This is a genomic window from Sphingobacterium thalpophilum (genome assembly GCF_038396785.1).
In the GTDB taxonomy this organism is placed as follows: Bacteria; Bacteroidota; Bacteroidia; order Sphingobacteriales; family Sphingobacteriaceae; genus Sphingobacterium; species Sphingobacterium thalpophilum_A.
The window spans coordinates 5,692,648-5,718,928 of record NZ_CP151087.1 but is presented as its reverse complement, the minus strand read 5'-3'; the positions used below and the strand labels follow the sequence as shown (position 1 = coordinate 5,718,928).

Genomic DNA, 26,281 nt, shown 5'->3' with positions numbered 1-26,281 from the left:
AACGGTACTAAAAGCTTTATAAAATTTAAACTAAAATGTTAAAGAAATTTATTGACAGGCCAGTTTTGGCAACTGTTATATCTATCATATTTGTCATACTGGGGGTCATCGGTCTTTTTAGGCTGCCTCAAACGCGATTCCCGGATATCGCCCCGCCCACGGTTCAAGTTACCGGAAGCTATCCCGGAGGAAATAGCGAAACAGTATTGAGATCAGTTGTTACACCCCTTGAAGAGCAAATCAATGGTGTGGAGGACATGGAATACATTACATCTACTGCAAGTAATGACGGTACATTCTCTGTACGCATTGTCTTTAAAGCAGGTGTAAATCCAGATCAGGCAGCCGTTAATGTGCAAAACAGAGTACAACAGGCTACTCCTATCCTGCCACAGGAAGTTGTCCGAATGGGATTAACGACCTCCAAGCAACAAAATAGTATGATCATGATATTTAATATCTATACAGAAGATAATAAAAAATATGATGAACTATTTTTACAGAATTATGTGAACATCAACTTGATCCCACAGATCAAGCGTGTACCTGGCGTTGGTCAGGCTATGGTATTCGGTTCCAAAGACTATTCGATGCGTGTATGGTTGAATCCGCAAAAAATGGCGAGTTATGGACTTGTGCCACAAGAAGTCATTGCTGCAATTTCCAAACAAAGTTTGGAATCTGCACCTGGAAAATTAGGGGAAGAATCAAAAGCACCACTGGAATATGTCATACGCTATAAAGGGAAAAAGAACCTTCCTGAACAGTATGAAAACATTATCGTCAAAAACAATGACGTTCAGATCGTACGCTTAAAGGATGTGGCACGTATCGAGTTTGGCTCGATCAGTTATAGTGGTAATTCGCAAAATAACGGCCTCAATACAGTTACCATTGGTATATTCCAGACATCAGGCTCCAACGCCAATGAAATTGAAATCGGAATCGATAAACAGATTGAAATAGCACAACGCTCTTTCCCTCCTGGGATCAAGATTTTTAAATTGATCAGTACCAAAGAACGCTTGGATGAAAGTACGGCACAAGTACGTTCGACATTGATTGAAGCCTTCATTTTGGTTTTCCTCGTTGTATTTTTGTTCCTGCAGGATATACGGTCGACTATTATTCCAGCAATCGCAGTTCCGGTAGCCATCGTAGGTACTTTTTTCTTCCTGCTGGTGTTTGGCTTTACCATCAATATATTGACGTTATTTGCCTTAGTACTCGCCATTGGTATCGTTGTCGATGATGCAATTGTCGTTGTCGAAGCAGTACATGGAAAGATGGAGACTTCCAACTTAACCGGTAAGCAGGCTACCCATAGTGCCATGAGTGAAATCACAGGGGCTGTAATCTCCATTACCTTGGTCATGTGTGCAGTTTTTATTCCCATTGGATTTATGACAGGTTCATCGGGCATGTTTTATAAACAGTTTGCCTATACCCTTGTTATCGCCATTGTGATCTCTGCGATCAATGCATTGACACTGACACCGGCACTCTGCGCATTATTGCTTAAAAATACGCACGCCGAAAATCACGATGGGCAGACCCCAAAAACAGGATTTTCTCAACGTTTTTTCAAAGCGTTTAATGCTGGCTTCGAAAACATGACCAACCGATACGTTGGTTCATTAAAATTCCTGGCAAAGAAAAAATGGATTTCGGCACTTTTGATCCTGGCTACAATTGGCATTGCCGGATACCTCATGACAAGCACTTCCAAAAGTTTTGTACCAATGGAAGATGATAACTTTGTTGTATACAGTTTGGAAATGCCCCCAGGAACGGGACTTGATCGAACCACAAAAGCAGTAGAAAAAATCGAAAAACTACTTGCCGATATCCCTTCTATTGAAAGCCATACAAGTATTACTGGATTCAATATGATCGGTAACAACTCCAGCGCAGCCTATGCAACAGGATTCATACGTCTGAAAGATAAAAAGAAACGTGGTGAGATGAACGATATCGATCAGATTCACCAAGTGATCTCACAAAAATTATCCAGTGTCAAAGAAGGTAACGCAATGGCCTTTCGCTCCCCTCCTGTTGATGGTTATGGTATGATGAATGGCGCGGAACTCGTTTTGCAGGACAGAGCTGGTAAATCACCGGTAGAGCTCAAAGCAATGTCTGACTCCGTTATTGCGCAGATTATGAAACAACCAGGGGTACAGTTTGCCTATACCATGTTCAGAGCAGATTATCCACAGATGGAGTTAGAAGTAGATGAAGACAAAGCTGCCCAACTTGGCGTAGATGTCAGTGAAATGCTTTCGTCCGTTCAAACTTACTTTGCGGGTGACCAATCATTGAATTTCAATCGTTTCGGTAAATTCTATCGGATAGCAGTTAAAGCAGATGGCATCTATAGAACCGATAAAGAAGCCTTCAACGAAATATTTGTCAAGAATAATCTTGGCCAAATGGTTCCGGTGAACACTTTGGTTACACTTCGTAAAGTTTATGGTCCTGAGTCGGTAACCCGTTATAATTTATACAATTCACTCACGATAAACGTGGTTAGTACGCCTGGTATCAGTAATGGTGCGATCATGGAAACATTGGAGAAAAATGTATTGACTAAGTTACCGGGAGACTATAGCTACGAATGGACGGGACTTAGCTTGGAAGAGAAGTCTTCGGGCAATCAGACTGTGCTTATCCTAGCATTAAGCTTACTATTTGTATATTTCTTACTATCAGCACAGTATGAAAGTTATTTATTGCCCCTTGCCGTCCTGTTATCAATCCCAACAGGTATGATCGGTTCTTTCCTAGGAACACGTGCCATTGGATTGGACAACAATATCTACGTCCAGGTCGGCTTGATCATGCTCATCGGTCTTTTGGCAAAAAATGCCATTTTGATTGTTGAATTTGCTTTACAGCGGAGAAGAGCAGGCTCCTCACTCATTGATTCGGCTTTAGAAGGCGCAAGAGCTCGTCTACGCCCAATCTTGATGACTTCATTGGCTTTCATTGCGGGTATGGTCCCCTTGATGTTTGCGACCGGCGGAACGGCTACAGGTAACCATTCCATCAGTACCGGAGCAGCAATGGGTATGTTAAGCGGTGTTATCCTTGGGGTAATTATTATACCATTACTGTACCTGGTGTTCCAATATTTGCAAGAAAAAGTTTCGGGTAAAAAGCTTACGGACAATACAGTACACAATACAAACGATTAAAATGAAAAGATTTCATCACTATATAACAATTTTTGCAAGCACTACCCTGTTGTTGTCCGCATGCAGCGTGGGGAAAAAATACACAGGTCAGGAGATAGCAATGCCCGAAAATTTCAAAAACAGCGAGGTTGTCGTAACATCTGATACGCTACAACTATCCTGGCGTAACTTTGTACAGGATCCCTTGTTGACCTCACTCATTGAGAAGGCATTATCCAACAATACAGACGTCAATGTTGCACTCCTCAACATGCAACAATTGGAACTCGCGTACAAGCAGTCTAAGAAAGGGTTACTGCCAACAGCTGATTTAAGCGTTGGAGCGAATAGAACCTGGTTATCGAGCAACTCCTTGAATGGCTCGCTGAGTGACCAATTTATCGGGACACCTTATATGGACGATTATAGTGCCACGCTCAGATTGTCTTGGGAAGCCGATATCTGGGGAAAGGTAAAAATGCAAAAAGAGGAATCTATGGCCAATTTTTTTGGCCAAAAGGAAAATTTATCGGCTCTGAAAACCCGGGTGATTGTACAGGTCATCCAGTCCTATTATAATCTGATTGCTTTGGATGAGCAGCTTAAGATTGCACAAAGAAATGTTCAATTGAGCGACAGCACACTGAATATGATACGTTTGCAATACAACTCATCACTGGTCAGTTCGCTTGCCGTGGAGCAAGCCGAAGCTCAGAAGAAAACTGCTGAATTGTTGATTCCCCTAGCCCATCAAAACATGGCTGTAGAAGAAAATGCACTGAGCATTCTTTGCGGAGGTTTCCCCCAGGGCATTCAACGTACAGCAAGTTTAGATGATACGATTGTTGGAGACGGACTTGCTACAGGGGTGCCGGCCGAACTCTTGAGCCGCAGACCAGATGTCAGAGCAGCTGAATACGCGGTTGTGGCTGCTACAAGCAGAATAGGACTCGCCAAAGCAGCGATGTACCCTTCCCTAAGCTTGACACCATCCATTGGTACAAACTCCATTCAATTTAACAAATGGTTTGATCTACCAGGTTCGATTGTGAAAACAATAGCGGGGAATATTGCACAGCCAATTTTTCAGAAAGGTGCTTTAAAAACAAACTATGAGATATCGGTCATCGAACGCGAAAAGATAGCATTGCAGTTTAAACAGTCGGTTATGGTTGCAGTTTCAGAAGTTTCGGATGCCTTGGCAAAAATCAAACATACGGAACAGCGCCTGCAACTTATCCATGCCAAATCAAATGCCCTCGCCAAAGCCACCGCTGATGCAGCCTTACTTTATAAAAGTGGGATGGCAAACTATTTGGAAGTGATAACTGCCCAAAACAATGCGCTACAAAATGATTTGGAACGTATTACAGTAAAACGGGAAAAGCTCAACGCAGCCATAGATCTTTACCGTGCACTGGGTGGCGGAACAGATACTTTACCGCCAAATACGCCATAGAATCACAAAATAAAGGCAACTGACTAAATATATGCCCCTAGAACCAAAGACTTTCTAGGGGTTTTTTCATTCCTTTTTTGCAGCTGCGCCCAAAATTTCCTATCTTCGGGTAAATACAAATATGATGAATAGAACGAGTTGTCTTCCTCCTCCAATAGCGTAATATTTTTTCTCTATATTACTGAAGCCCAATATCAGAAATGGACCGATTTTCTGTGCTTCTTATTTACAATCAATTTTATTATTTAAAACCTTTCGTCCTTAATGGACGGAACTGGAAGACAATTTCTTATGAAACATTCATATTTCATGCTGCACCTTGCTGTGCTGTGCCTGGGACTATCTGGCGTATTTGGAAAAGTGATTTCACTCAACGAGGGGATACTCACATGGTACCGTGTATTTTTAGCTGCCGTTATCCTATTTTTTATTCTAAAATGGTATAAAATACCTACAGATTTTACGTTCAAAGAGAAACTGCATATTGCAAAAAATGGGCTACTATTGACAGCATCCTGGCTATTATTCTATGCTAGCATCAAATATTCAAACATTTCCATCGGCGTGATCTGCTACTGTATGGCAAGTTTTTTTACCGCTATTTTTGCACCGATGATCAATAAAACGAAATTCAGATTGTCTGAACTTCTGTTGAGTGGACTTACGTTGTGTGGGATAGCACTGATATTTCACTTCGATACCTCACACCAGCTTGGCATAGTCTTAGGGATAATTTCTCCGGCTTTTGCCTCACTCTATGCGGTTCACAATGAAAAATTGACCAAAAAGTACAATGCAATATGCATTAACTTTTATCAAATGATCGGTGGAACAATAGGGCTGGCATGTCTACTTCCTTTTTACATTCAGCACTATCCAATCAGCACTTTCATTCCCAATGCCCTGGATATTTTCTATCTGATCATCCTATCTTTATGTTGCACTGTGGGAGTCTATCTCGCATTTACAGAAATCTTAAAGAAGATATCAGCATTTACATTGAACTTAAGCTTAAATCTTGAGCCAGTATATGCTATTTTGATTGCTTTTTTACTTCTTAATGAAGCAAGAGAATTAAACCTATCCTTCTATGTTGGACTGTTTTTGGTTGTTTCATCTGTGTTATTGCAGTATTGGATCAGCAGTAAAAAGAGCGCTTAACAACCTCCATTCATTTCCCAGTCCAACGAAGATTGGGAAATGAATATTGTTTCCTCCTTTTGCCAAGCAGGTAGCCCCGATAAACAGGTAGCCCCGAAAAAACATGTTGAAAAGAAAAATGTGTGTCATTTTCAACAAAGCCTTATATTTATGAGACGGTTCGGGTTTTAATTCCAAAACCGGCACAACCGGTCAAGCAATTTATTATATATACATTAAATAGATAGTTCCGTTATGAGCAATAGCAGTACAGAAAACAAATTTGTCAACCAGCAGATCCAATACCTTGAGTTTGTATCAAGCGACCTTGAACGTGCCAAAGCATTCTACTCAACGAGTTTCGGTTGGGAGTTTACGGATTATGGGCCAGCATATACGGCTTTTGGCGGAAAATATGTTGATGGTGGTTTTACACTTGGTGACCCCATAAATGGCAGTATTCTCGTCGTTATCTATGCCGACGATCTGCAGGCTACGCGTGATCAGATTATCCGTGCTAGCGGGACTATATTAAAAGATATTTTTAGCTTTCCCGGAGGAAAAAGATTTCAGTTCCAGGATCCTGACGGATATGAATTGGCCGTATGGACTGTTGAATAATAGTTGAATACAGTATATACTCAAATACAAAGCCCCCATATTTTTCTCATATGGGGGCTTTGTATTTTAAGATCAGGCTCTTTTAGCTTTCTGATAGTTTTTATTTTTATTCCTATTGAAACGCTTCTTCTTATGCTGTGGATTCTTTTTGGCAGGATTGTAAGTAGGTCCCGCTTCAAACCCCTCTGGCAATGGAAGTTGTTCAATCGGATAACCTATTAAATTCTCAATCTGAGCGAAACGGTTTTGGTCTTTCTCATTGACAAAGGTAATGGCTGTTCCTGTAGTTGCTGCCCGCGCAGTACGTCCAATACGGTGTACGTAATCTTCCGGATCCGGTGGAACATCGTAATTAACGACCAAACTGATCCCCACCACATCGATACCGCGAGATATCACATCTGTCCCTACCAGTACCCGTACCTGACGAGACCGAAATCTGGCCATGATATCTTCCCGTTTCGACTGCTCGAGATCCGAATGGAAACCCTCCGCATCAATCCCCTGCTTCTGTAATTCCTGAGCGAGAAGTTTGACTGTAGTTTTTTGGGATGCAAAAATAATAACAGATACATAGTTGGGATCCTTCAGTATATTCTTTAGAAGCTCCATTTTCTGTTGATCATAGGCAAGATATACACGTTGATCTATCCCTTCCGAAGGTTTAGAAATGGCAATATTGACTTCCACAGGCTCTTGCAGAATTTTTCGGGCAAAAGACCTGATCTTCATCGGCATCGTCGCCGAAAACAAAAGCATCTGCTTTTTCTTCGGTAGATAACTTACAATACGTAAGATATCGTCTTGAAATCCCATATCCAGCATACTATCGGCTTCATCCAAAACAAAGTGCCTTAAATGAGAGAGATCAATCTTCATGGAGGTAAGATGGCTTATCAACCTTCCCGGCGTAGCAACAATAATATTTACCCCCTCTCGTATGGCCCGTTTTTGCTGTTCATACCCCATACCATCACCACCACCATAAATGGCTATGGATGTTGCACCCGTATAATAAGACATGCCCATAATCTGCTGGTCAATTTGCATAGCAAGTTCCCGGGTCGGAACAAGGATAATAGCGAGGATAGATTCCCTTGAATTCCGTGCTATTGCATCGAGGATCGGCAACATATAAGCTGCTGTTTTACCTGTACCTGTCTGTGCACAGGCAATCATATCTTTTCCCTCTTTAATAATCGGGATGGTCTGTTCTTGGATCGGCGTAGCCTCCTCAAACATCATACTTTCTAAACCTTCTTCCAAAGCTGGAACAAAGCCAAATTCATCAAATCTCAACGTATTGTTTTTATTGTTGTGCCCTAAATTACTAAATCTAATTCATAAAAGTCTAAAATTAATACCTATAGCTCGTTATCCGCTTTCAAATAGATGTCCAGATAGGAATAATCCATGAGAGAATCAGTAATTAATTTGACCAAAAACAACTGTCCTACACATTCCCGTAAGCCAAGCATACGACTGCTATCTATTCAAAATCTAATCAATAACCGCTGTTTTCTTTGCGGCTGACACTGCGCTCAAAACAACATAGCCTAGCAAGCCAGCGCATAAAGAAGCGATCAGAACCGCGAACTTTGCTTCTTCAATCAGCATGCTATCATCAAAAGATAGTATCGAGATGAAGATCGACATCGTGAAACCGATTCCCCCCAACAAACCTACACCAAAAATCTGTTTCCAGCCAGCCCCTTCCGGTAATTGCGCAATCTTCAATTTTTTAGCAATAAAACAGATCAAAAATATCCCAATTGATTTACCAGCGATTAGGCCAAGGATAATACCGATCCCCAATTTTGAAGTCAAACCACCAATCATTTCCCCATGGATTGGAATAAGCGTATTCGCAAATGCAAACAAAGGAATGATAATGAAATTGACAGGTTTGGTCAATAGATGCTCAAGTTTTTCCAAGGGAGATTCTTCCGCATCCGGTGTTGTCGGCAGCGTCATGGCCACCAGCACGCCAGCTATTGTTGCATGAATACCCGAGTGGTGAACAAAGTACCAAATAAATAGTCCCGGAATCAGGTAAGCCCATATCGCTTTAACGCCCAATTTATTTAACACGATCAAAAATAGAAATATACCTAAAGCAATAAATAAATAGGTCGCATGAATACCATTGCTATAAAAGATCGCAATAACCAATATGGCAAGTAGGTCGTCAACAATCGCTAGCGCAGCCAAAAAGATCTTAAGACTGGCAGGTACCTTATTTCCCAGAAGCGTGATAACTGCTAAAGCAAATGCAATATCCGTTGCCATAGGGATTCCCCAGCCGTTTGCAGTATCGGTTCCCTGATTTAATGCAAAATAAATGATGGCAGGCAAAAGCGCCCCACCAACCGCAGCCAAAATGGGCAGAATTGCTTTACTTGGCGATGAGAGTTCACCCTCTACAATTTCACGTTTTATCTCGAGGCCCACCAGTAAAAAGAAAATCGCCATCAAACCATCGTTGAGCCACAACAACCACGAATATTTTAAATGAATATGATCGCTCTCAAAGCCTACTTCCCGGTTCAGAAATTCCATTACACTGGCATACAATGATGTATTTGCTACGATCAATGCCAGAATAACACAGGAAAAAAGTATAATTCCGCCTGCAAAGCTGGATTTTAAGAACTCTCTAAAGACAGTTAAATTGATAAGTTTTGACATGATTTGAATATCTAAAAACGCTTACAAAGGTTCACAAGATACGATTTTTAGGACCATTTACCGAATTCCCTAAACAATATCCGGAGCTATATCCAATGTAAAAAAGCTGAATTAGCTGTGTTTTATCAGTGGTAAAGCTCCTCTCCTATCCTTTTATTTTTCGAACCTAACGAATCAAATGTGAGAAACAGAGGTTATACCTTAAAATTTCATAAAAATCTAACTTATTTTTTACCGAATTAATTTGACTTTGTTGCAAAAAATACTTAGCTTGCTACTATAGTTAATAAACCGTTTATTATGTGCAAGAAGTGGATTTTCATGGTGCTTCTTTTCGTGGCAAATTTTACATATGCGCAGACGACAGAGGATAAAACCCAACATTCAGGTTCCCATTACATTATTTTAGCAATCATCGCTATCATTGTCATTGTTTATATATTATACAGGAGGCAAAAGAGGAAATTTAATGAATAAGGGAGATCAGTAGATCTCCCTTATTCATTAAATTTCCTTCCACATCCCCTTCACTTCCCATCAAACTTTCAATGAATCAACATATTAATCACGAATCGGTTCATTCGTTTGTGCTAATCGTTGCGACCCCGTATTTGCCGGACAGGCAATATCATCTGTTGCATCGTATACAAGCTTCTTACCATTCAACTTTGTAATCAGTTCTTGAGGGACATACACCTGAACTTTGGTAACCGCATAACCACTTGGATAATAACGAACATAATAACCATCAGGATGAAGCGTCCAAATACCACTTGGCACGTCCGTACGAGGCTCAGCCATACCAGCTAAGATCGCATATTGTTCAAAATCAGCGTACGAATAGTTTCCTGAGGAAACGAGCTGCCGAATATTATTTTCTGCTTCAAAGATTGTCTGTACTGCCGGTGGCATCTGGTCTTTTGCCTTTTGGACAACGTCAAATGGCAAAACGCCGAGTGCACCACCTTCCAAATGTAAAATTTGTTCAGCTGTAAGCAATTTTAAGGCTGTCTCTTTCACCGGGCCCGAATAATCAATAAATTTTGTCTTCGCAATGATCGTCCACAATAGCATCTGTATGTCTGATTGCGCAACTTCAGGGTGCTTTTCAGCGCTTTTCAAAATTGCAATGACCACGTCTCTCTTCTTGCCCAATGTAGGTGCATACATATATCCATCACCTTTCGAAGGCGCAAAAGTACCCGCTTTCAAGCAATAGCTCTTATTGGTCATTTCAAAATGTCCAGCCTCCAATAAGTAACCATCATTGCCATTCTTTTGCAAATTTTGTAAAGGTTTATAAACAGCCGTATTTTGAAAATCGGGCATTTGCTCCCCCTTCCTATTTACATCTTCAAAACTTGTACTAATCGCTTCGGGCTCTTTTAAAAGTTTATCCAGCCCAAGTACCTTGCTTCCCTTGGAAGCAACGGCTTTGCTTGCCTTATCCAATAGCCCTCCAAATTGAGCCGAGGCTCCTTGGATATTAAATAAAAAAGCAACTGCAAGTATAACGACACCCGTTATTCTATTTCTTTTCATAATTGATTTCATTTCAGCTCTTGTCCACAAAAAAGAAGCCAATTTAAATCACCAGCACAATATTTATAATTTATTAATTCATTATTTGCACACATTGCTGGATTTCACGCTTCATTTCAAAGATCCTCTCCATCCATTGAAATTTCAGCGCATACAGGTTTGCCAAAGAAGCTAAAAACAGTGGATTTCCCCAACATTACTCTCTTCAATTTCTCCTGAAACTGATCACCGTAAATAGTTAAAAATACAATATTAAAACGTATCTTTGCAGCATGATTAATGTGTCAAATCTCTCCCTTCGTTTTGGTAAACGTGTACTATTCGAAGATGTCAATCTAAAATTCACACCTGGAAACTGTTACGGTATTATTGGCGCTAATGGAGCAGGTAAATCTACTTTCTTAAAAATTATCTCAGGGGAAGTTGATCCTTCGACAGGTTCAGTGGCATTCACGCCAGGCGAACGCATGTCTGTTTTAAGTCAGGATCACTATGCTTTCGATGAGTTTACTGTTCTTGAAACTGTCATGATGGGTAACCAAGAGCTTTACAAAATCATGAAAGAGAAAGATGCCATTTACATGAAAGAGGATTTCTCTGATGCCGACGGCGAACGTGCTGGCGAACTGGAAAGTCTTTTTGCTGAAATGGATGGATGGAATGCCGAATCTAATGCCGCAACTTTATTGAGCAGTTTGGGCATTAAAGAAGAACTACATTATAAGTTAGTTTCTGAAATTGACGGTAACCAAAAAGTCCGCGTACTCTTAGCGCAAGCATTATTTGGCAAACCAGATATTTTGATTCTCGATGAGCCTACCAATGATTTGGATATTAATACCATCGCATGGTTAGAGGATTTTTTAGCGAGTTACGAGGCAATCGTCTTAGTTGTATCCCACGACCGTCACTTCTTGGATGCTGTATGTACGCATACGGTGGATATTGATTTTGGTAAGATGACAATCTATACGGGTAACTACTCGTTCTGGTACGAATCTTCTCAATTAGCGTTAAAGCAACGTTCTGATCAAAACAAGAAAATGGAAGATAAAGTGAAAGAACTTCAGGAATTTATCCGTCGCTTCTCTGCCAACGCTTCCAAATCCAAACAAGCTACTTCTCGTAAGAAAGCATTGGATAAAATTAATATTGACGAGATTAAACCGTCCAACCGTAAATATCCGGCCATCATGTTCAATACCATGAATCGTGAACCAGGAGATCAAACGCTGCAAGTCGAAGGATTAAGCAAAACGGTCAATGGTGAGGTATTCTTCAAAGATATTACCTTTATGATTAATAAAGGCGATAAAATCGCTGTTCTAGGTCCAAATTCATTGGTTACGACAGCATTTTATGATATTATAACTGGTAGAGACACCGATTTCAGTGGCGAATTCAAATGGGGCGTGACCATCACTCCTGCCGATATGCCGATTGAAAATGCCGCATTCTTCGAAGGAAAAAGTGATAATTTGGTCGATTGGTTGAGAGACTATACAACTAACCCAGAGGCAGACGAACAATTTATACGCGGATTTTTAGGGAAAATGTTGTTCTCTGGAGAAGAAGTTATGAAGAAAGTATCTGTACTTTCAGGGGGAGAAAAAATGCGTTGTATGTTTTCTCGCATGATGCTTCAAGGTGCCAACTTCCTAATCTTTGATGAACCAACCAACCACTTGGATTTGGAATCTATCACTGCATTGAACAATGGAATGTCTGATTTTAAAGGATCAATGTTGTTCACATCCCGTGACCACGAATTGACTGAAACTGTTGCAAATAGAATCATCGAATTGACGCCGAAAGGTATCATCGACAAATTGATGACTTACGATGAATACATTAATAGCGATGTGGTGAAAGCACAACGTGAAGAAATGTATAAATAAGATAATTTATCCCAATTTAATAAAGGCTCCATAATTCATTTTATGGGGCTTTTTTGATGCACAATAAAAAAGCACTGAGGGGTTCAGTGCTAATCGCGATTGATATGAAAGAATTGAGAAAGTTTTACTTTACTGAACCGAAGGTTTGACAACACGCCAACCTAATTGTAAGGACACCGCACAATGGTCGGATAAATCCTGTCCCTTTTCGTTTTGAAAAAGCTTTTTTTGAACCTGATAATTCTTTGCCTCAAATAGCAAATGATGGTTATTGCGATAGTAAATTTTATCAATACCTTCGCAATCCTCTGTCAACTCCAATGCTGTTTTCGCTTCAAAATTCACTTGATGCCCAGGAATATTACCTTTGTTGCGTAAACTTACCCATGCATCTACCAAACCTAAGTCCTTCTGAAAAGAACCGATGTTATCCAGCTCGTAAGCATAATGTGCATTAAAGTCGCCCATAATCAAAAGTGGTCTGTCAGCCGAATACTTTTTAATATAGGCCTTTAGCTGATTTATATTCTTCTGCCGGGCAATCGTTGCATTCGGATCATCCTGAGCAGTCGCATGTACATTATAAACATCAATAAATACTTCTTTGGCCAATTGAATTCGAGCATAAGAAAAGCCTTTAGGCGTCAGACAATCTGCGCCATTGCAATCAGTCCAGCCTACCCGCTCAAACTCAACAATAGGATATTTTGAAAGTGTGCTCAGTCCGTCCCCAAAAGGTACCCCACCCATATTTGCCGTTCGGTAGCTATGCTTATTTTCGCTGTAGAGGAACTTGTTGTAGTTAAAATCTTCCTGCACATTGACAATATCAAACCCATTGATCCGATTGCCGATCGACGTAATACTGGAAGACCGCTCGGTTACAGCACTGGAAATCAATTCAGGAAGGCCAGCTATATTGTACGTTAACAAATTTAGCTTTCCGTAAGTCGCTTCCGGCATAGCTGCATACACAGCATTACTGAGCTTTGGCTGTTGTTTTGGCTTCAACTTAAAACCCAGCATAACACCCGCAGACGCACAAATAAATAAGATGACAATCTTTCGAAAACCCTTAGGTCTAATTTTTTTTTCGAACAATAGATCTAATAGCATGGATTGAATATTTCGTTCACTCCAAAGCTACTGCGCCAACATTAGCTCTATTATCATATTCAATTAATTCTATTTTTAATAATTATGCACAAATTATTAAAAACTAATAATTTATAAACACTATAATGACAAAAGGTTAATACCTGCATAGCATAGGAGTTACAGCTTTCAGCTATTTTTATACAACCCCTAATAAGAATAACATGAGAAAGGTAGCCTTCTTTACAGAGATACTCGTCGAGGATTTTGACGGTGCATCACGGACAATGTTTCAGCTAATAAACCGTATAGACCAGCAGAAATTCAACTATTTTTTTATTTATGGTGGCGGCCCTACGCAATTTCGCAATTTTCATTCTTACAAGGTACCCACGTTCAAAATACCGGTCAACGACGATTATTGTCTCGCTATTCCTCAGCTTATTAAAAAGAAACTTGAGCTCGCCTTAGATAAATTTGCTCCCGACATGATCCATATTGCAACGCCTTCGCTTTTAGGCTTTTTTGCATTAAATTATGCCAAACGAAAAGGTATTCCTGTCCTTACGATATATCATACACACTTCATTTCATACATTGCCTATTATTTCAAAAACATACTCCCCTTAGTCAAGCCAACTGAACAATGGATGAAAAAAGCAATGAATAACTTTTATAACAAATGTGATATTGTCTATGTACCCACCAAATCTATTCTAAACGAATTACAGCAGATCGGCTTACAACAAGAAGGATTAAAACTGTGGCAAAGAGGAATAGACACAGCCTTGTTTAACCCCAATAAAAAGAATCTATCTCAGCTGCAGACTATCACAAAGAATAACAAACCAACAATCCTCTTTGTCAGTCGTATCGTCTGGGAAAAAAATATTAAAACGCTTATTGAAATCTATCAACAGATACAAGCTCAGAATCTTGACTATAATTTCATTGTTGTCGGTGAAGGAACAGCCAAAATAATTGCAATGCAAGAGATGCCTAATGCCATTTTCTTAGGAAAGAAAAGCCATGATGAGCTTGCAATTCTATATGCTTCGGCAGATGCCTTTGTTTTTCCGTCGGTCTCAGAAACGTACGGAAATGTCGTTGTCGAAGCATTGGCATCCGGACTTCCTTGTGTTATCGCCGATGGTGGGGGTTCGGCTTCCTTGATTCAGCACGGGAAAAATGGATTTAAGTGTCAACCTGAAAATGCAGCTGGATATGTTTACTACCTCAAAAAAATTCTCTCTGACATGAGCCTAAAAAAGAATCTCATCAATGAAGGTCTATCCTATGTCGGACAACTGGATTGGAATAGACTATCTGGGTGCTATTTTAATGACATTGAACTATTGATTGACAAAACACAGGAAGTCGATTTGGCATGGGCAAACTAACAAACCCAAGCCAACTCATCAAAGGTATTTTTCTATTTTTGATTCTGGCGTCCATCACTGTCTTTTTAGCGAAAAGCGACTTAAATGCCTTGAAAAAAGAGCTCTCCTCCGTTGGTTATCGCTTTATAATTATTTTGTTTACGACTTTCGCGGCCTATTTTGTTGGCACATTAGCTTGGTGGATATGCTTGGGCTCCGCAAAAAAGAAGGTCAATCTGATCGAACTCTTTGCCATCCGTCAAATCGGGGAAACCGTTGGACTATTCAACCCTACAAGCATTATAGGTGGTGATTTATTAAAGGCACAATTGATAACCCGTTATGACATTCCCTTAAAAGAAGGATTGAATTCAGTTGCAATATCCCGTATTACCGCCGTACTGTCTCAATTGACACTCTTTTTGATTGCGATGCTTTGGTTGGTATTTTCTCCCTTAAAAAATGAAATTATACGCTACGCAGGCCCGGTAATATATATTATCTGTCTATTTTTGTTCGTTTTGATGATCCTGATATTTTATTGGTTAATGGTTGCAAAAAGTCCCTCGCAAACCAAGGCTTCAACAGCAACACTTTTTGGAAAAGCAATAGCGCATTTTCAGTCACTACTTTGGAACGTAAAAGACTTTTATCGGCATCAAAATAAGGTTTTTTGGTATTCTTACTTACTTTTTGCACTACATTGGATTATTGGCAGCCTTGAATTCTATTATATTCTAAAATTTTTGGGTGTTGCAGTACAACCAATACATGGTTTAATAGTAGATATGAGTGTCATTGTGCTGAAAAGCATCGGTGCTTTTATTCCAGGGCAACTGGGTATTGAAGAAATCGCCAATAAGCTCCTACTCCATATGATCGGTATTACTGGGGGTAGTATTTGGCTCAGTGCTTCATTATTACGTCGCGGCCGACAGCTCACCTGGGTAGCGTTGGGTTTTATATTTTATCTATGCATCAAAAGGAAACCAGTACATGTATCCATCTGAAATAGAAATACTATTTGTCAGCCACAAATATCCCCCAAGTTTTGGCGGTATGGAAAAACAAAGCTTTGAACTGATCAATACTGCGGCTCTTTACTTGAAGGTACACACCTTAGTCTATGACAACCGGGAACCTCTTTTAGCTTTCTTCTTCCAGCTGAATCGCCGAATTCTAGCCAAAATTAACGATAACCCCGGCATCAAGCTTATTCACTTTAATGATGGTTTAATTGCGTCTTTAGCCTCTTTTCACAAAGGATATTCCCATTTAAAACGAGTTGCCACGCTTCACGGACTGGATATTGTATTTCCCTTTCGCTATTTTCAACGTAAGATCATACCGCGGTTTAATACATTTGATCAGCTTATTGCGGTTAGCCAAGCTACCGCCGACGCCGCCCAGTTACGTGGTATCGATCCATCCAAAATTATTGTTATACCCAACGGTGTAGATCCGATACACCACTCCACTGCAAACAATGAATCAGCCTGCCAAAGCAAGCCCTATTTTATCACTTTGGGACGCCCTGTTAAACGGAAGGGCTTCTCGTGGTTGATGAAACATGTCATTCCCGCTATCCAGGGTGATTTCAAATTACTGATGGTAGGTCCATTCGATCACGAACCTACATGGAAAGAACGCCTATTGGAGCTTATACCCAAAAAGATAAATCATTTAATCACCTTATTCCTCGGATTTCCGACCGATCAGGGGGAGATCAGAAAATTACTGAAAGCGTACCCCGAAAAAATTGAACATCTTGGAAAAGTCCCATTCGAACAACTGCAAAGCCTCTTGACCAACGCACAGGCCTTCTTGATGCCCAATATTGAAGTGCCCGGAGATATGGAAGGCTTTGGGCTCGTCTGTTTGGAGGCTTCTACAGCAGGCACCATTGTTGTGGCCGCCGAATTAGAAGGAATTACAAGCGCCGTAACACATAATTGCAATGGCCTGCTCCTGGCAAGCAAAAACCAAAATGCATGGATCGAACAACTTCAAGCCATTTTAGCAAATCCAGTCCATTATAAAAGCCTGAGCCTACAATTTAAACAAAATACCCTAAAACAATATAGCTGGGATATTATGGCCAGATCCTATTGTCAATCATTTGCGGACTTAGTTACAGCAGCAGACCAATAATTGACAGTAACACTTCATAGATTTGACCGCATCTATCATTTAGAGGGAATGGCTCTCCAGAAAGCACTTTTCAACATCTTTCAAGACGCAAAACTTTTTTATAGTGACCTGCTAACGTTTTATAAAAAATCAATTGAATCAAAGCGAAACATCCTACCAAAACAAGCCCCAATGCTGAATAAAAAGTTAGACTGATATACAGTAGTAATAAGAATAGCCGAAGCATCTCAAGTGGAAAAACCCAGTCTTCATGTTCTAGAAGTCCCCCAATACAAATGACGCTACAGAGAATAAATCCTCCGCCAATAAGGAGTTGTATGAGTTGCTGATAATTACCATAAAGCAAAAAAAAGAAAAGCAGGAGCATCGTCAGCATGGACTGAAAAAAGATATAGCGGCTTAATACCTGTGCATGAACTTGTGGCCTAGCTCCTGCAAATATGCGCTCTTCCAGTTCTTCTCGAATTTCAGGCTGTATATCGTCAGGCCTACCAAATATAGTCCGCATTTTGTTTTTAAATCCTTCGGCCCGCTTAAATGATAGACCAATTTCAAATAAATAATGAAAATGCTGCCATAGAAAAGTGTAGCGATGAATGGGCTTTGTGAGTCCATAGACACAAGGTTCTTCTTTTTGTTCCGGGATAAATGTTCCGAATAGCTTGTCCCAAATAATCAGGATATCTCCATAATTTTTATCCAAATAGATTTCATTGCTGCTATGATGCACCCGGTGGTGAGATGGCGTTACAAATACACGCTCCAAAATCCCCAAATTTCCTACGGTCTGCGTATGGGAGAAAAATGGATATACGCCATGAATCAACAAAATAGCGGTCATCATAAATGGAGGGAATCCCAAAAGGGGAATAAAAGCCCAAAATAACGAACGGAAAACGGCTTGAAATATGGTGATCCGGGCTGCTACGGTAAAGTTATAATCTTCACTTTGGTGATGTACAACATGAGCTGCCCACAACAAGTTTATTTCATGGCTATACCGATGATACCAATACCAGAGAAAATCTGTAAATAGAAAAAGTATAACCCAGGTCCAAACATTCGCTTCAATGTGAAATATCGCAAAGTTTTGATACACCCAAACGAAAAAAAAGTAAAACAAACTAACAGAAAACATATCACACATACGCTCGACGATACCAACATTGAGATTTGAGATCGATTCATCAAAAGAATAAAAACGTTTCTGTTTTTTGAGGCTATACCAATATTCCAACACCATCAAGATTAAAAATAAGGGAATGATAAACGCCAAAAAATTAAGTTTTTCTGTATACATGCAGTCGCTATTTTGAAGACAAAAAATCTACCTTAATCGCAATTCAACAAGAACCGTCTTTTCTGATGCCAAAAGATCAATTCTTCCAAGCTCTTTATTATTAAACAATCAATTTTAAATCAGGTTTTTCAATGGACAAAAATGTATGCTTTCTAACGTCCCGACAATAACAAAAGCCAACTCAAAAAGAAACGCCAACTCAACGTGATTTTCTACCACAAAAGAACGTGCACAAAAAAAGTCCTCAAAAAGTTAAACACTTTTGAGGACTTCTGATTGAACGATAAATTATTCTTCACTGATGGTGCACTATAATAACAGCGCAGCAGACGAATCCAATATTAATGTACACTGGACATATCGATCTGTGTTTTCCCCTGTTTGATCATCAATACAAAAGGGACACAAATCAGAAAGACAACCCCGAGGTACAGGAACACATCCATGTAAGATAGCACTGTTGCTTGTTTCATCACACTCAAGTCCAATATTTGATGCGCTTTGGCCAAAGCCTCATTAGGTGAAAAACCTTTCGCCTGAAAACTCATCTGCAATTGCTGCACCCGTTGTTGCACATCAAACTTACTTGGATCTAAATTAGCCACCAGATCAACACGGTGTTTTTGGCTATCACGGGCGATAAATGTCGTAATCAAAGCAATTCCAAATGAACCACCCAATTGACGCATCATCCCAGTAAAAGCAGCTCCTTCACCGATTGACTTACCATGTAACGTTGATAAAGACAGTGTCATAACAGGCACAAACAACAATCCTAGGCCAACTCCGCGGAGAATCAATGGCCAAAACATATGCTCCGAACCTGTATCGTTTGTCATGAGGCTATACATCCAAAAACAAAAGCCAAAAAAGATACATAGCCCTAAAGCAACCATATACTTCTGAGGAACACCATTTTGGATCATCTTACCGATAAAAGGCATCATGATACCGGTCATAATCGAACTCGGTAACAAGAGCAAACCAGCATCTGTTGCGGTCCATCCCAATATCGACTGCGTATAGATGGGAATAATAAAGGTCGATCCGAACAAGCCAAAACCAAGAATAAAGCTCATCACCACACCCACCTGTAAATTCTTATCCTTCAATACACGCAGGTTAACAATCGGTTTATCGTACACCAATTCCCGCCATATAAAAAACAGTAATCCAAAGACAGACAAAATCGATAAGCCTAAAATCAAAGGATCGTCAAACCAGTCATCCTGTTGTCCATGTTCCAATACAAACTGAAGTGAACCAATAAACATGATCAAAAATATCATACCGAACCAATCCACTTCCCTAGCAGACTGCTTTTGACTGTATTTAGGACTGCGTACAAAAGATAAGGTCAACAAGGTCGCAATAATGCCAAGCGGCACATTGATATAAAAGATATAAGGCCAAGAGAAGTTATCGATGATGTACCCACCCAACGGCGGCCCTAATGTAGGACCAACAATGACGCCCATCCCGTAGATAGCTTGGGCCATACTACGTTTTTCTTTGGGATAACTTTCCGTGATAATAGTCTGGGCTGTAACCAGTAAGGCTCCCCCACCCATCCCTTGTATAAAGCGAAATGCAACAAGCTCCCACATATTGGTTGCATTACCGCACAAAAATGAAGATACTGTGAATATGATAATAGAAGCCGCAAAGTAATTTCTACGCCCAAACTGTTGGGACAACCAGCTGGTCATCGGAATCACAATTACATTGGCAATTGCGTAAGCTGTGATAACCCATGCGACATCCGTCAGCGTCGCCCCCAATGAACCTTTCATATCGTTCAGGGCCACATTGACAATCGTTGTATCCACAATTTCCAACAGCGCACAAAGCACCGCTGTAATCGTGATTACAACGCGACGAAAACCATATTCAACCAGACTATCTTGTTGATTTAAATTTTCCATAGTTATTTAACATGCACATCTACGTCAGCATTCATGCCCGGTCTGAGCAAAGCCACATTTTCTGCTTTATTGTCTTTTGTCAATTTGATCTTTACGGGTAAACGCTGAACAGTCTTTACAAAGTTACCCGTTGCATTATCTGGAGGCAATAAAGAGAAACGTGAACCAGTGGCTGGAGAGAAAGAGTTTACCTCGCCTTCAAACTCAATAGCAGGATAAGCATCCACTTTAATACCGACTTTTTGTCCAGGTTTTATTTTTTCCAATTGCGTCTCCTTAAAGTTAGCAACGACCCAAGTTTCAATATTATCTACAATGTAGAACAAAGATTGACCTGGATTGACCATCTGCCCTGGTTGTACCTTGATATTCGATACCTGGCCATCCACAGAAGCAAGTACTGCAGTATAAGAAAGGTTCAATTTAGCCGCTTCAAGTTGCGCATTCGCTCTTTTTATATTTGCCTCAGCAACAGAAGTTTGCTTTGAAGCTACTGTAGTCTTACTCACGACTGCATTACGTTGTGAAGCACTGGCGTTACGTTGTTGTTGCAAAATTTCAACCTGCTTGTCAGCTTCCAATTTCGCTGTTAATGCCTGCTCATACTGTTGTTTCGTAATTGACTGATTGTTGTATAAGTTTTGGTAGCGGATATAATCATTATTCGCTTGCTTAGCACGAATACGTGCTGCATCGATGCTGCCCAAATTAGATTGGATCGTTGCATCCGAGATGGCTACATTCGCCGAAGATGCAGATACATCTGCCTTCGAAACATCAAAGCTACTTTGAGCTGCTGCCAAGGCTGCTAGCGCTTCATCCACACGAACCTGATAATCTTGGCTCTCAATGGTGAACAACGTATCCCCTTTTTTAACCAAATCATTATCTTTTACGTACACTTTCGAGATAAACCCACCAACACGTGGAATGATCGGACTCATATTTTTCTCTACCTGCGCATCGTCTGTCGTTTCATGCGCCTGACCGTGCATATATTTATAAGCACCATAGGCTCCTCCGAAGATGACCAATGCAGCCAAAATAATTGTGAATTTTTTATTTGTACCTTTCTTTTCAGGTGCGTTTTCTACTGTATTTTCCATGTCTAGATTAATTGCTATTTAATGTTTAAAGACCCATTTGCTAACAGCAGGTCGTAATATTTTTCAATGGTATTTGCTTTGCTGATCGCAAGATTGATCTTGCTTTGAAGCTGCTGTACGTCGGCCGTTAACAAATCGTCCGTATCCGCGATACCATTATCGTACTTATCTTTTGTAATACGATAATTTTCAACTGCCTGATCCACCGCCTGATGGTAAACCACATCCTGCTTTTGTGCCAGCATATAGTTTTCATTGGCCTGTTGAACCTGCACTTTCACCTTATCGTTTAATAATTCAATGTGCTCATCAATTTCCCGGATATGATTTTTCGCAACATTCACTTCTCTTTTGTTTTTATAAAGTGAACCGATGTCGTAGGATACACCTACACCTACCATGGCCGCATTTGTTACGGTAACCACTTTTTGCAAACCAAAAGCATTGTAACCTGCCGTTGCAGAAACCTGTGGCAATGTAGATGCTTTTGTTACCTTCAACTGGTCCTCTGCAACCAACCGTTGTGACTCCAAAGATTTCACATCAGAACGCGAGGTTTTCGCAGCGTCATAAGATGCTTTTAAACCCAAATCAACACCGTTCACCTCAGCCAGATTGATCTGATCCAACTGCGTATCCTCATCAATTTTCAAAAAATTAGCCAATTGATAATTCAGCACCTTGATATTTTTCTGTGCTTCCTGAAGCGAAACCTGATAATTTGAAAGCTGCAGTTCTGCTTTTAACAGGTCGTTACGCGCGATCAAACCATTGTCAAGCATCGCTTTAAAATCCGAAACACGCTGCTCAGACTGCTTGATATTCTCAGCAATCAACAAGTTGGTTTGCTGAGCCTTATAAAGACTTAAATAAAGATTTACTGCACGTATAGCCAGTTGTTCTTTACTTGCTACAGCGTTGTATTCCTCGGCTTTTAATACATCTTTTGCAATATTAATTCCCCCTTTAATACGTCCACCTGTATAGATTGGCATGCTCACCGAAGCCTGTCCTAACCACAATTGGTTTGCAGCAATATCCGGAGCAGAGCCCCCTTCACCTAAAGCCAACTTTAAATTCACATTTGGAGTAGTCATAGCCATGTATTGTCCACTCAATTTTGCATCAGGAAGCTGTTTCGATTTGGCAGTTTCGACTTCGAGCTGTCTCCCCAATATCTTCGTATCGGTAGACTTTGCTTCCACGCTTTGATTTGCGGCCAAGTGAATTATCTCTTCCAAAGTCATGTGTTTGTTGTCTTGCGCCAACAGACCCATAGGACTTAAAAGCAATAAAGCACTCAAATTGGCCAACTTATTTTTCATATGTCAATAAAGCTTTAATTGTTTTCTGTATAAATTCTGTTAAAGTTGTTTCTATATAATTTGCATAGTCCTCATCGTTATCGATATGCAACTGATCCTGTAAAAAACAATGATTCATCTGAAAATTCATAAATACGCCCATCATCATGGAGTGGATCAAGATGGGATCATAACCCGCTTTGAATACACCCTGTTCTACCCCCGCATTGATAACAGACGATATCACTTCAAGATTGTGCAGCTTGAGTTTGCGAAAAGCCTCCGAGATCAGCATGCGTTGTTTTAACGAACTTTCAATGGTGATGATATGATACAGTTTACGATGCGAGTTCATGGACTTAAACGATTTATCCACCATAGCGTCAATTTTATCCAACGCATTATCGACAAGCGCCAACTCATCCACATTGATCATAAAATCAGGAACACGCCATTCAAAAAACGTATCCAGTAGCTTGTCCTTTGATCCAAAATAATAGTTGATCATCGCAACATTCACATTCGCCTCATTGGCGATATCACGAACGGAAGTCCCATCAAATCCTTTTGTTGCAAAAAGACGCTCTGCTGCAAGCAGAATATCAATCTGTTTCTCGTTAAATTCCATTTTAAACCTCGATCTTTTAAAGATACAATCGCATATTCATAGCGATTATAAAATACGTTCTCGCTAAATGCGCGACAAAGTTAAACAAACGTTTAATTTAAACAAGTGTTTAATTAGTCTCTCCTTAAACCACCTATAATTTACTGATTATTAGTATTTTGGGTTTAAAATAGCTTGTTTTTTATTGCAAGAATTTGTATCTTAAAGCTTTAAAACCTTGCAAATATGTTGGGGAAAAATCCAGAAAAGAAGCCAGAATTATTCCGCCCAATGTTGGTGGATTTTATTGACCACGAGCATGAACTTGTTCTACTTTCAGAAAAAATAGATTGGAATTATTTTGAGAAAGAATTTTCGCCCTTGTATTCCAAAGTGGGCAATCCGAGCCATCCGATTCGGTTTATGGTGGGTTGTTTGCTACTGAAACATTTGTATAATTTGGGCGATGAGACGTTGGAAAAAGCCTGGATCATGAATCCTTATATGCAGCATTTTTGTGGCAGGGTTTTCTTTGAACACGAATTTCCTTGTGACCCGAGTAATTTTGTTCATTTCCGAAAAAGAATTGGCGAAAAAGGCATCGAAAAAATCTTTGCCTACAGCGTAAGAATGCACGATGCCAAGACGAACACCTCAAATTTTGTTTTGTCCGATACTACCGTTCAGGAGAATAATACCTCTTTTCCTACCGATGCAAAATTGTGCAAAAAAGTGATCGATTATTGCAACAAAATAGCCGGAAATGAAGGCATAAAACAAAGACAACGCTACACAAAAGTCAGCAAACAAATGGTGCGCAACACCTACAACGGAAAACATCCCAAGCGGGCAAAAGCGGCAAGGAAATCTCAAAGACAGCTCAAAACCATCGCCATGAGACTGATTCGTGAATTGCAACGGAATTTTAATGCAGAACAGCAAGAATTTTATAAAGATTTAATGACATTGTACACCAAGGTTGTCACACAAAAAAGAAACGATGCCGATAAAATTTACAGCATTCACAAGCCTTTTACCCGATGTATTGCCAAAGGAAAAGCGCATAGCCAGTATGAATTTGGGAATAAGGTAGGTTTGATAACCACCGCCAACAAAGGCAAGAAAATCATTCTCGGGATTAAAGCATTTTTGCAAACTCCTTACGATGGTCACACCATAGAACCACTTTTGGAACAGATGGAAACCGGTGGTCAAAAGCTCCCAAAAGAACTCCTTTACGATAGAGGTGGCAGAGGAAAATCAGAAATAAAGGGCGTGAAAATCTCCATCCCAAGCACTCCAAGAAAAAAAGACACTGCTTATCAAAAGCAGACAAAGCGCAAAAAATTTAGAACCAGAGCGGCAATAGAACCTATCATCGGACATTTAAAAACCGATTTTAGGCTGGCAAAAAATTACTTCATGGGAGAAACGGGACCACAAATCAATGCATTACTAGCTGCAACCGCTTGGAACATGAAGAAAATGATGGAACTACTGAAACAGAAAATTATTTTCTTATTTTATAAGATACAAATTATGCTGTTTTCTAATCCTGTTTTTAAAAATAAATTAAAAAGTGGGTTTTGTTAAGGAACGACTAATTATTAAATTTGTGTAAAAAAAAACACCATTTCTGGTGTTCTTGCTGTTGGATGGGATTAGTTAAGTATCCGATAGATCATTTCTTTTAAAATCTCTTCACTATTGAAATTGCTCGGCACATTGACACCTTTAGATTTTAAATCAGTCTCCTTCAATACATTGAGCACATCGAAAGTTTTCCGCCGGTTGTAATTTCTTGCAGCAAGCTCGTATTCTTTCAAAAAGAAAGGATGTACCCCCAATTCTTTTGCTGCGACCGATTTGTCGATCAGATAATGGTATTTGAGAATCTTCGTGAAGTAGGTGGCAATTTGTCCAATGACCATTACCAGCGGATTATTTTTGGGGTTGGCCACAAAATAATCAACGATCTGATAAGCTTTTAGGGCATTACGTTTAGCCAATGCAGTATTTAATTCAAAAACATTATAATCTTTGGAGATACCAATATTTCGTTCAACATCTTCCATGCTGATCTCTTGACTCTTTGGAACATTAAGCATGAGCTTGTCAAGTTCATTGGACACTTTGGACAGATCATTACCGAGATAGTCCGCAATCATCATCGTCGCTTGCGGATGAATGCGCCAGCCGGCATCTTTCACATAAGCTCCAATCCAAGGGCCCACCTTATCGTCGTATAGTTTGGCAGCATCAACAACTAGTCCTTTTTTTTCAAAGACCTTATAGATCTTTTTGCGTTTGTCAAATTTCCCATGTTTAAAACAAAACACAAGAATGGTTGTCGGTGTAAGATGTTCCAGGTATTTAGTCAACAGTTCTTCCGTATCCGATTTCCATTTTAGCTCCTGTGCCTCCTTGATAATAATCACCTGATAGTCACTTAGCATAGGATACCTCTTTGCTGCATTGACAATCGTAGAGATATCGATATCTTTTCCGTAAAAAATCGATTGATCAAAGCCTTTCTGCGCATCATTCAATACGGTTGCTTCCAAAGCGTCGGCAATGGTATCAATGAAATAACTCTCCTCCCCTTGCAATAAATACACTGGTTTAAAAGACCTGTTCTTAATATCGGATAAGATCGGATTTATGTTCATATATATAGTCTATTTATTCGTCCGCAATAGATCAGTTGCCCAGATTTGTTTTCGGTATCCAAGCCATCTGCGAAGGCTAAAATACCCCCATGTCACCACATATCAAAATGTCTTTCGAGTTCGACCATGGGCTTTTTATGCGAAGCAAAATTACGATTTTAATGGCAATTCAACCGAGTAACTCCGTAAAATTACGCTTTTATAATTGACTCATGTATCGC

Annotated in this window: 19 protein-coding genes; 9 read left to right on the top strand and 10 right to left on the bottom strand. The window is 39.9% G+C overall.

Annotated elements, in window-relative coordinates:
* The first annotated feature begins 35 nt into the window (after nt 1-35).
* The 4 genes from AACH28_RS25275 to AACH28_RS25260 all read left to right on the top strand — a co-directional run bounded on the left by AACH28_RS25275 (nt 36) and on the right by AACH28_RS25260 (nt 6,396).
* Nucleotides 36-3,197, top strand: coding sequence for an efflux RND transporter permease subunit (locus AACH28_RS25275; protein WP_075993256.1), 3,162 nt, complete (start codon nt 36-38; stop codon nt 3,195-3,197).
* Between the two features lies 1 nt (nt 3,198).
* The gene (locus tag AACH28_RS25270) at nt 3,199-4,635 is read left to right on the top strand and encodes an efflux transporter outer membrane subunit (RefSeq protein ID WP_313262667.1); all 1,437 of its coding nucleotides are present in this window, start codon (nt 3,199-3,201) and stop codon (nt 4,633-4,635) included.
* Between the two features lie 291 nt (nt 4,636-4,926).
* A complete protein-coding gene (locus AACH28_RS25265) occupies nt 4,927-5,796 on the top strand; it encodes a DMT family transporter (RefSeq protein WP_088163609.1) in 870 nt (289 codons plus the stop codon).
* Nucleotides 5,797-6,030: 234 nt separating this feature from the next.
* Entirely contained in the window at nt 6,031-6,396 is a 366-nt protein-coding gene (locus AACH28_RS25260) for a VOC family protein (RefSeq protein WP_341831854.1), read from the top strand.
* 72 nt (nt 6,397-6,468) lie between these two features.
* Here AACH28_RS25260 and AACH28_RS25255 read toward each other — a convergent pair whose 3' ends face one another.
* The 3 genes from AACH28_RS25255 to AACH28_RS25245 all read right to left on the bottom strand — a co-directional run bounded on the left by AACH28_RS25255 (nt 6,469) and on the right by AACH28_RS25245 (nt 10,626).
* Complete coding sequence (locus tag AACH28_RS25255; RefSeq protein ID WP_075993259.1) at nt 6,469-7,695, bottom strand: DEAD/DEAH box helicase; 1,227 nt, start codon at nt 7,693-7,695, stop codon at nt 6,469-6,471.
* 201 nt (nt 7,696-7,896) lie between these two features.
* Nucleotides 7,897-9,084, bottom strand: coding sequence for a Na+/H+ antiporter NhaA (gene nhaA / locus AACH28_RS25250; protein ID WP_201667853.1), 1,188 nt, complete (start codon nt 9,082-9,084; stop codon nt 7,897-7,899).
* A gap of 561 nt (nt 9,085-9,645) precedes the next feature.
* Complete coding sequence (locus AACH28_RS25245) at nt 9,646-10,626, bottom strand: hypothetical protein (RefSeq protein WP_145327053.1); 981 nt, start codon at nt 10,624-10,626, stop codon at nt 9,646-9,648.
* A 272-nt stretch (nt 10,627-10,898) separates the two neighbouring features.
* On the opposite strand from AACH28_RS25245, the gene AACH28_RS25240 reads away from it, so the two are divergent.
* Entirely contained in the window at nt 10,899-12,524 is a 1,626-nt protein-coding gene (locus AACH28_RS25240; RefSeq protein WP_088162112.1) for an ABC-F family ATP-binding cassette domain-containing protein, read from the top strand.
* Nucleotides 12,525-12,653: 129 nt separating this feature from the next.
* Here AACH28_RS25240 and AACH28_RS25235 read toward each other — a convergent pair whose 3' ends face one another.
* Complete coding sequence (locus AACH28_RS25235) at nt 12,654-13,640, bottom strand: endonuclease/exonuclease/phosphatase family protein (protein WP_088162113.1); 987 nt, start codon at nt 13,638-13,640, stop codon at nt 12,654-12,656.
* A gap of 203 nt (nt 13,641-13,843) precedes the next feature.
* Between AACH28_RS25235 and AACH28_RS25230 the strand changes: the two genes are divergently transcribed.
* From AACH28_RS25230 to AACH28_RS25220, 3 genes are read left to right on the top strand one after another with little or no spacing between them, the layout of a single operon-like run.
* Nucleotides 13,844-15,019 carry a glycosyltransferase family 1 protein gene (locus AACH28_RS25230; RefSeq protein ID WP_120332706.1) on the top strand — a complete coding sequence of 392 codons (1,176 nt, stop codon included), beginning with the start codon at nt 13,844-13,846 and terminating at the stop codon, nt 15,017-15,019.
* On the top strand, nt 15,007-16,008 hold the full coding sequence (locus AACH28_RS25225; RefSeq protein WP_341831853.1) for a lysylphosphatidylglycerol synthase transmembrane domain-containing protein: 1,002 nt from the start codon (nt 15,007-15,009) through the stop codon (nt 16,006-16,008). The genes AACH28_RS25230 and AACH28_RS25225 overlap by 13 nt, the downstream gene beginning before the upstream one ends.
* A gap of 49 nt (nt 16,009-16,057) precedes the next feature.
* Nucleotides 16,058-17,149 (top strand): glycosyltransferase family 4 protein, encoded by a 1,092-nt coding sequence (locus AACH28_RS25220; RefSeq protein ID WP_286736142.1) that lies wholly within the window; start codon nt 16,058-16,060, stop codon nt 17,147-17,149.
* 70 nt (nt 17,150-17,219) lie between these two features.
* Here the strand turns inward: AACH28_RS25220 and AACH28_RS25215 are convergent, their stop codons facing one another.
* The 5 genes from AACH28_RS25215 to AACH28_RS25195 all read right to left on the bottom strand — a co-directional run bounded on the left by AACH28_RS25215 (nt 17,220) and on the right by AACH28_RS25195 (nt 23,412).
* Nucleotides 17,220-18,449 (bottom strand): sterol desaturase family protein, encoded by a 1,230-nt coding sequence (locus tag AACH28_RS25215; protein ID WP_286736141.1) that lies wholly within the window; start codon nt 18,447-18,449, stop codon nt 17,220-17,222.
* Nucleotides 18,450-18,790: 341 nt separating this feature from the next.
* Nucleotides 18,791-20,374: an MDR family MFS transporter gene (locus AACH28_RS25210; protein WP_120332704.1), complete on the bottom strand. Its 1,584-nt coding sequence runs from the start codon at nt 20,372-20,374 to the stop codon at nt 18,791-18,793.
* Between the two features lie 2 nt (nt 20,375-20,376).
* A complete protein-coding gene (locus AACH28_RS25205) occupies nt 20,377-21,480 on the bottom strand; it encodes an HlyD family secretion protein (RefSeq protein WP_088162118.1) in 1,104 nt (367 codons plus the stop codon).
* A gap of 14 nt (nt 21,481-21,494) precedes the next feature.
* Complete coding sequence (locus tag AACH28_RS25200) at nt 21,495-22,805, bottom strand: TolC family protein (RefSeq protein ID WP_120332703.1); 1,311 nt, start codon at nt 22,803-22,805, stop codon at nt 21,495-21,497.
* Nucleotides 22,795-23,412 (bottom strand): TetR/AcrR family transcriptional regulator, encoded by a 618-nt coding sequence (locus tag AACH28_RS25195; RefSeq protein WP_075993267.1) that lies wholly within the window; start codon nt 23,410-23,412, stop codon nt 22,795-22,797. The genes AACH28_RS25200 and AACH28_RS25195 overlap by 11 nt, the downstream gene beginning before the upstream one ends.
* Nucleotides 23,413-23,637: 225 nt before the next feature.
* Between AACH28_RS25195 and AACH28_RS25190 the strand changes: the two genes are divergently transcribed.
* Complete coding sequence (locus AACH28_RS25190; protein WP_341831852.1) at nt 23,638-24,984, top strand: IS5 family transposase; 1,347 nt, start codon at nt 23,638-23,640, stop codon at nt 24,982-24,984.
* Between the two features lie 68 nt (nt 24,985-25,052).
* On the opposite strand, the gene holA is transcribed toward AACH28_RS25190, so the two are convergent.
* Nucleotides 25,053-26,060, bottom strand: coding sequence for a DNA polymerase III subunit delta (gene holA / locus AACH28_RS25185; RefSeq protein WP_088162120.1), 1,008 nt, complete (start codon nt 26,058-26,060; stop codon nt 25,053-25,055).
* Nucleotides 26,061-26,281: the final 221 nt, after the last annotated feature.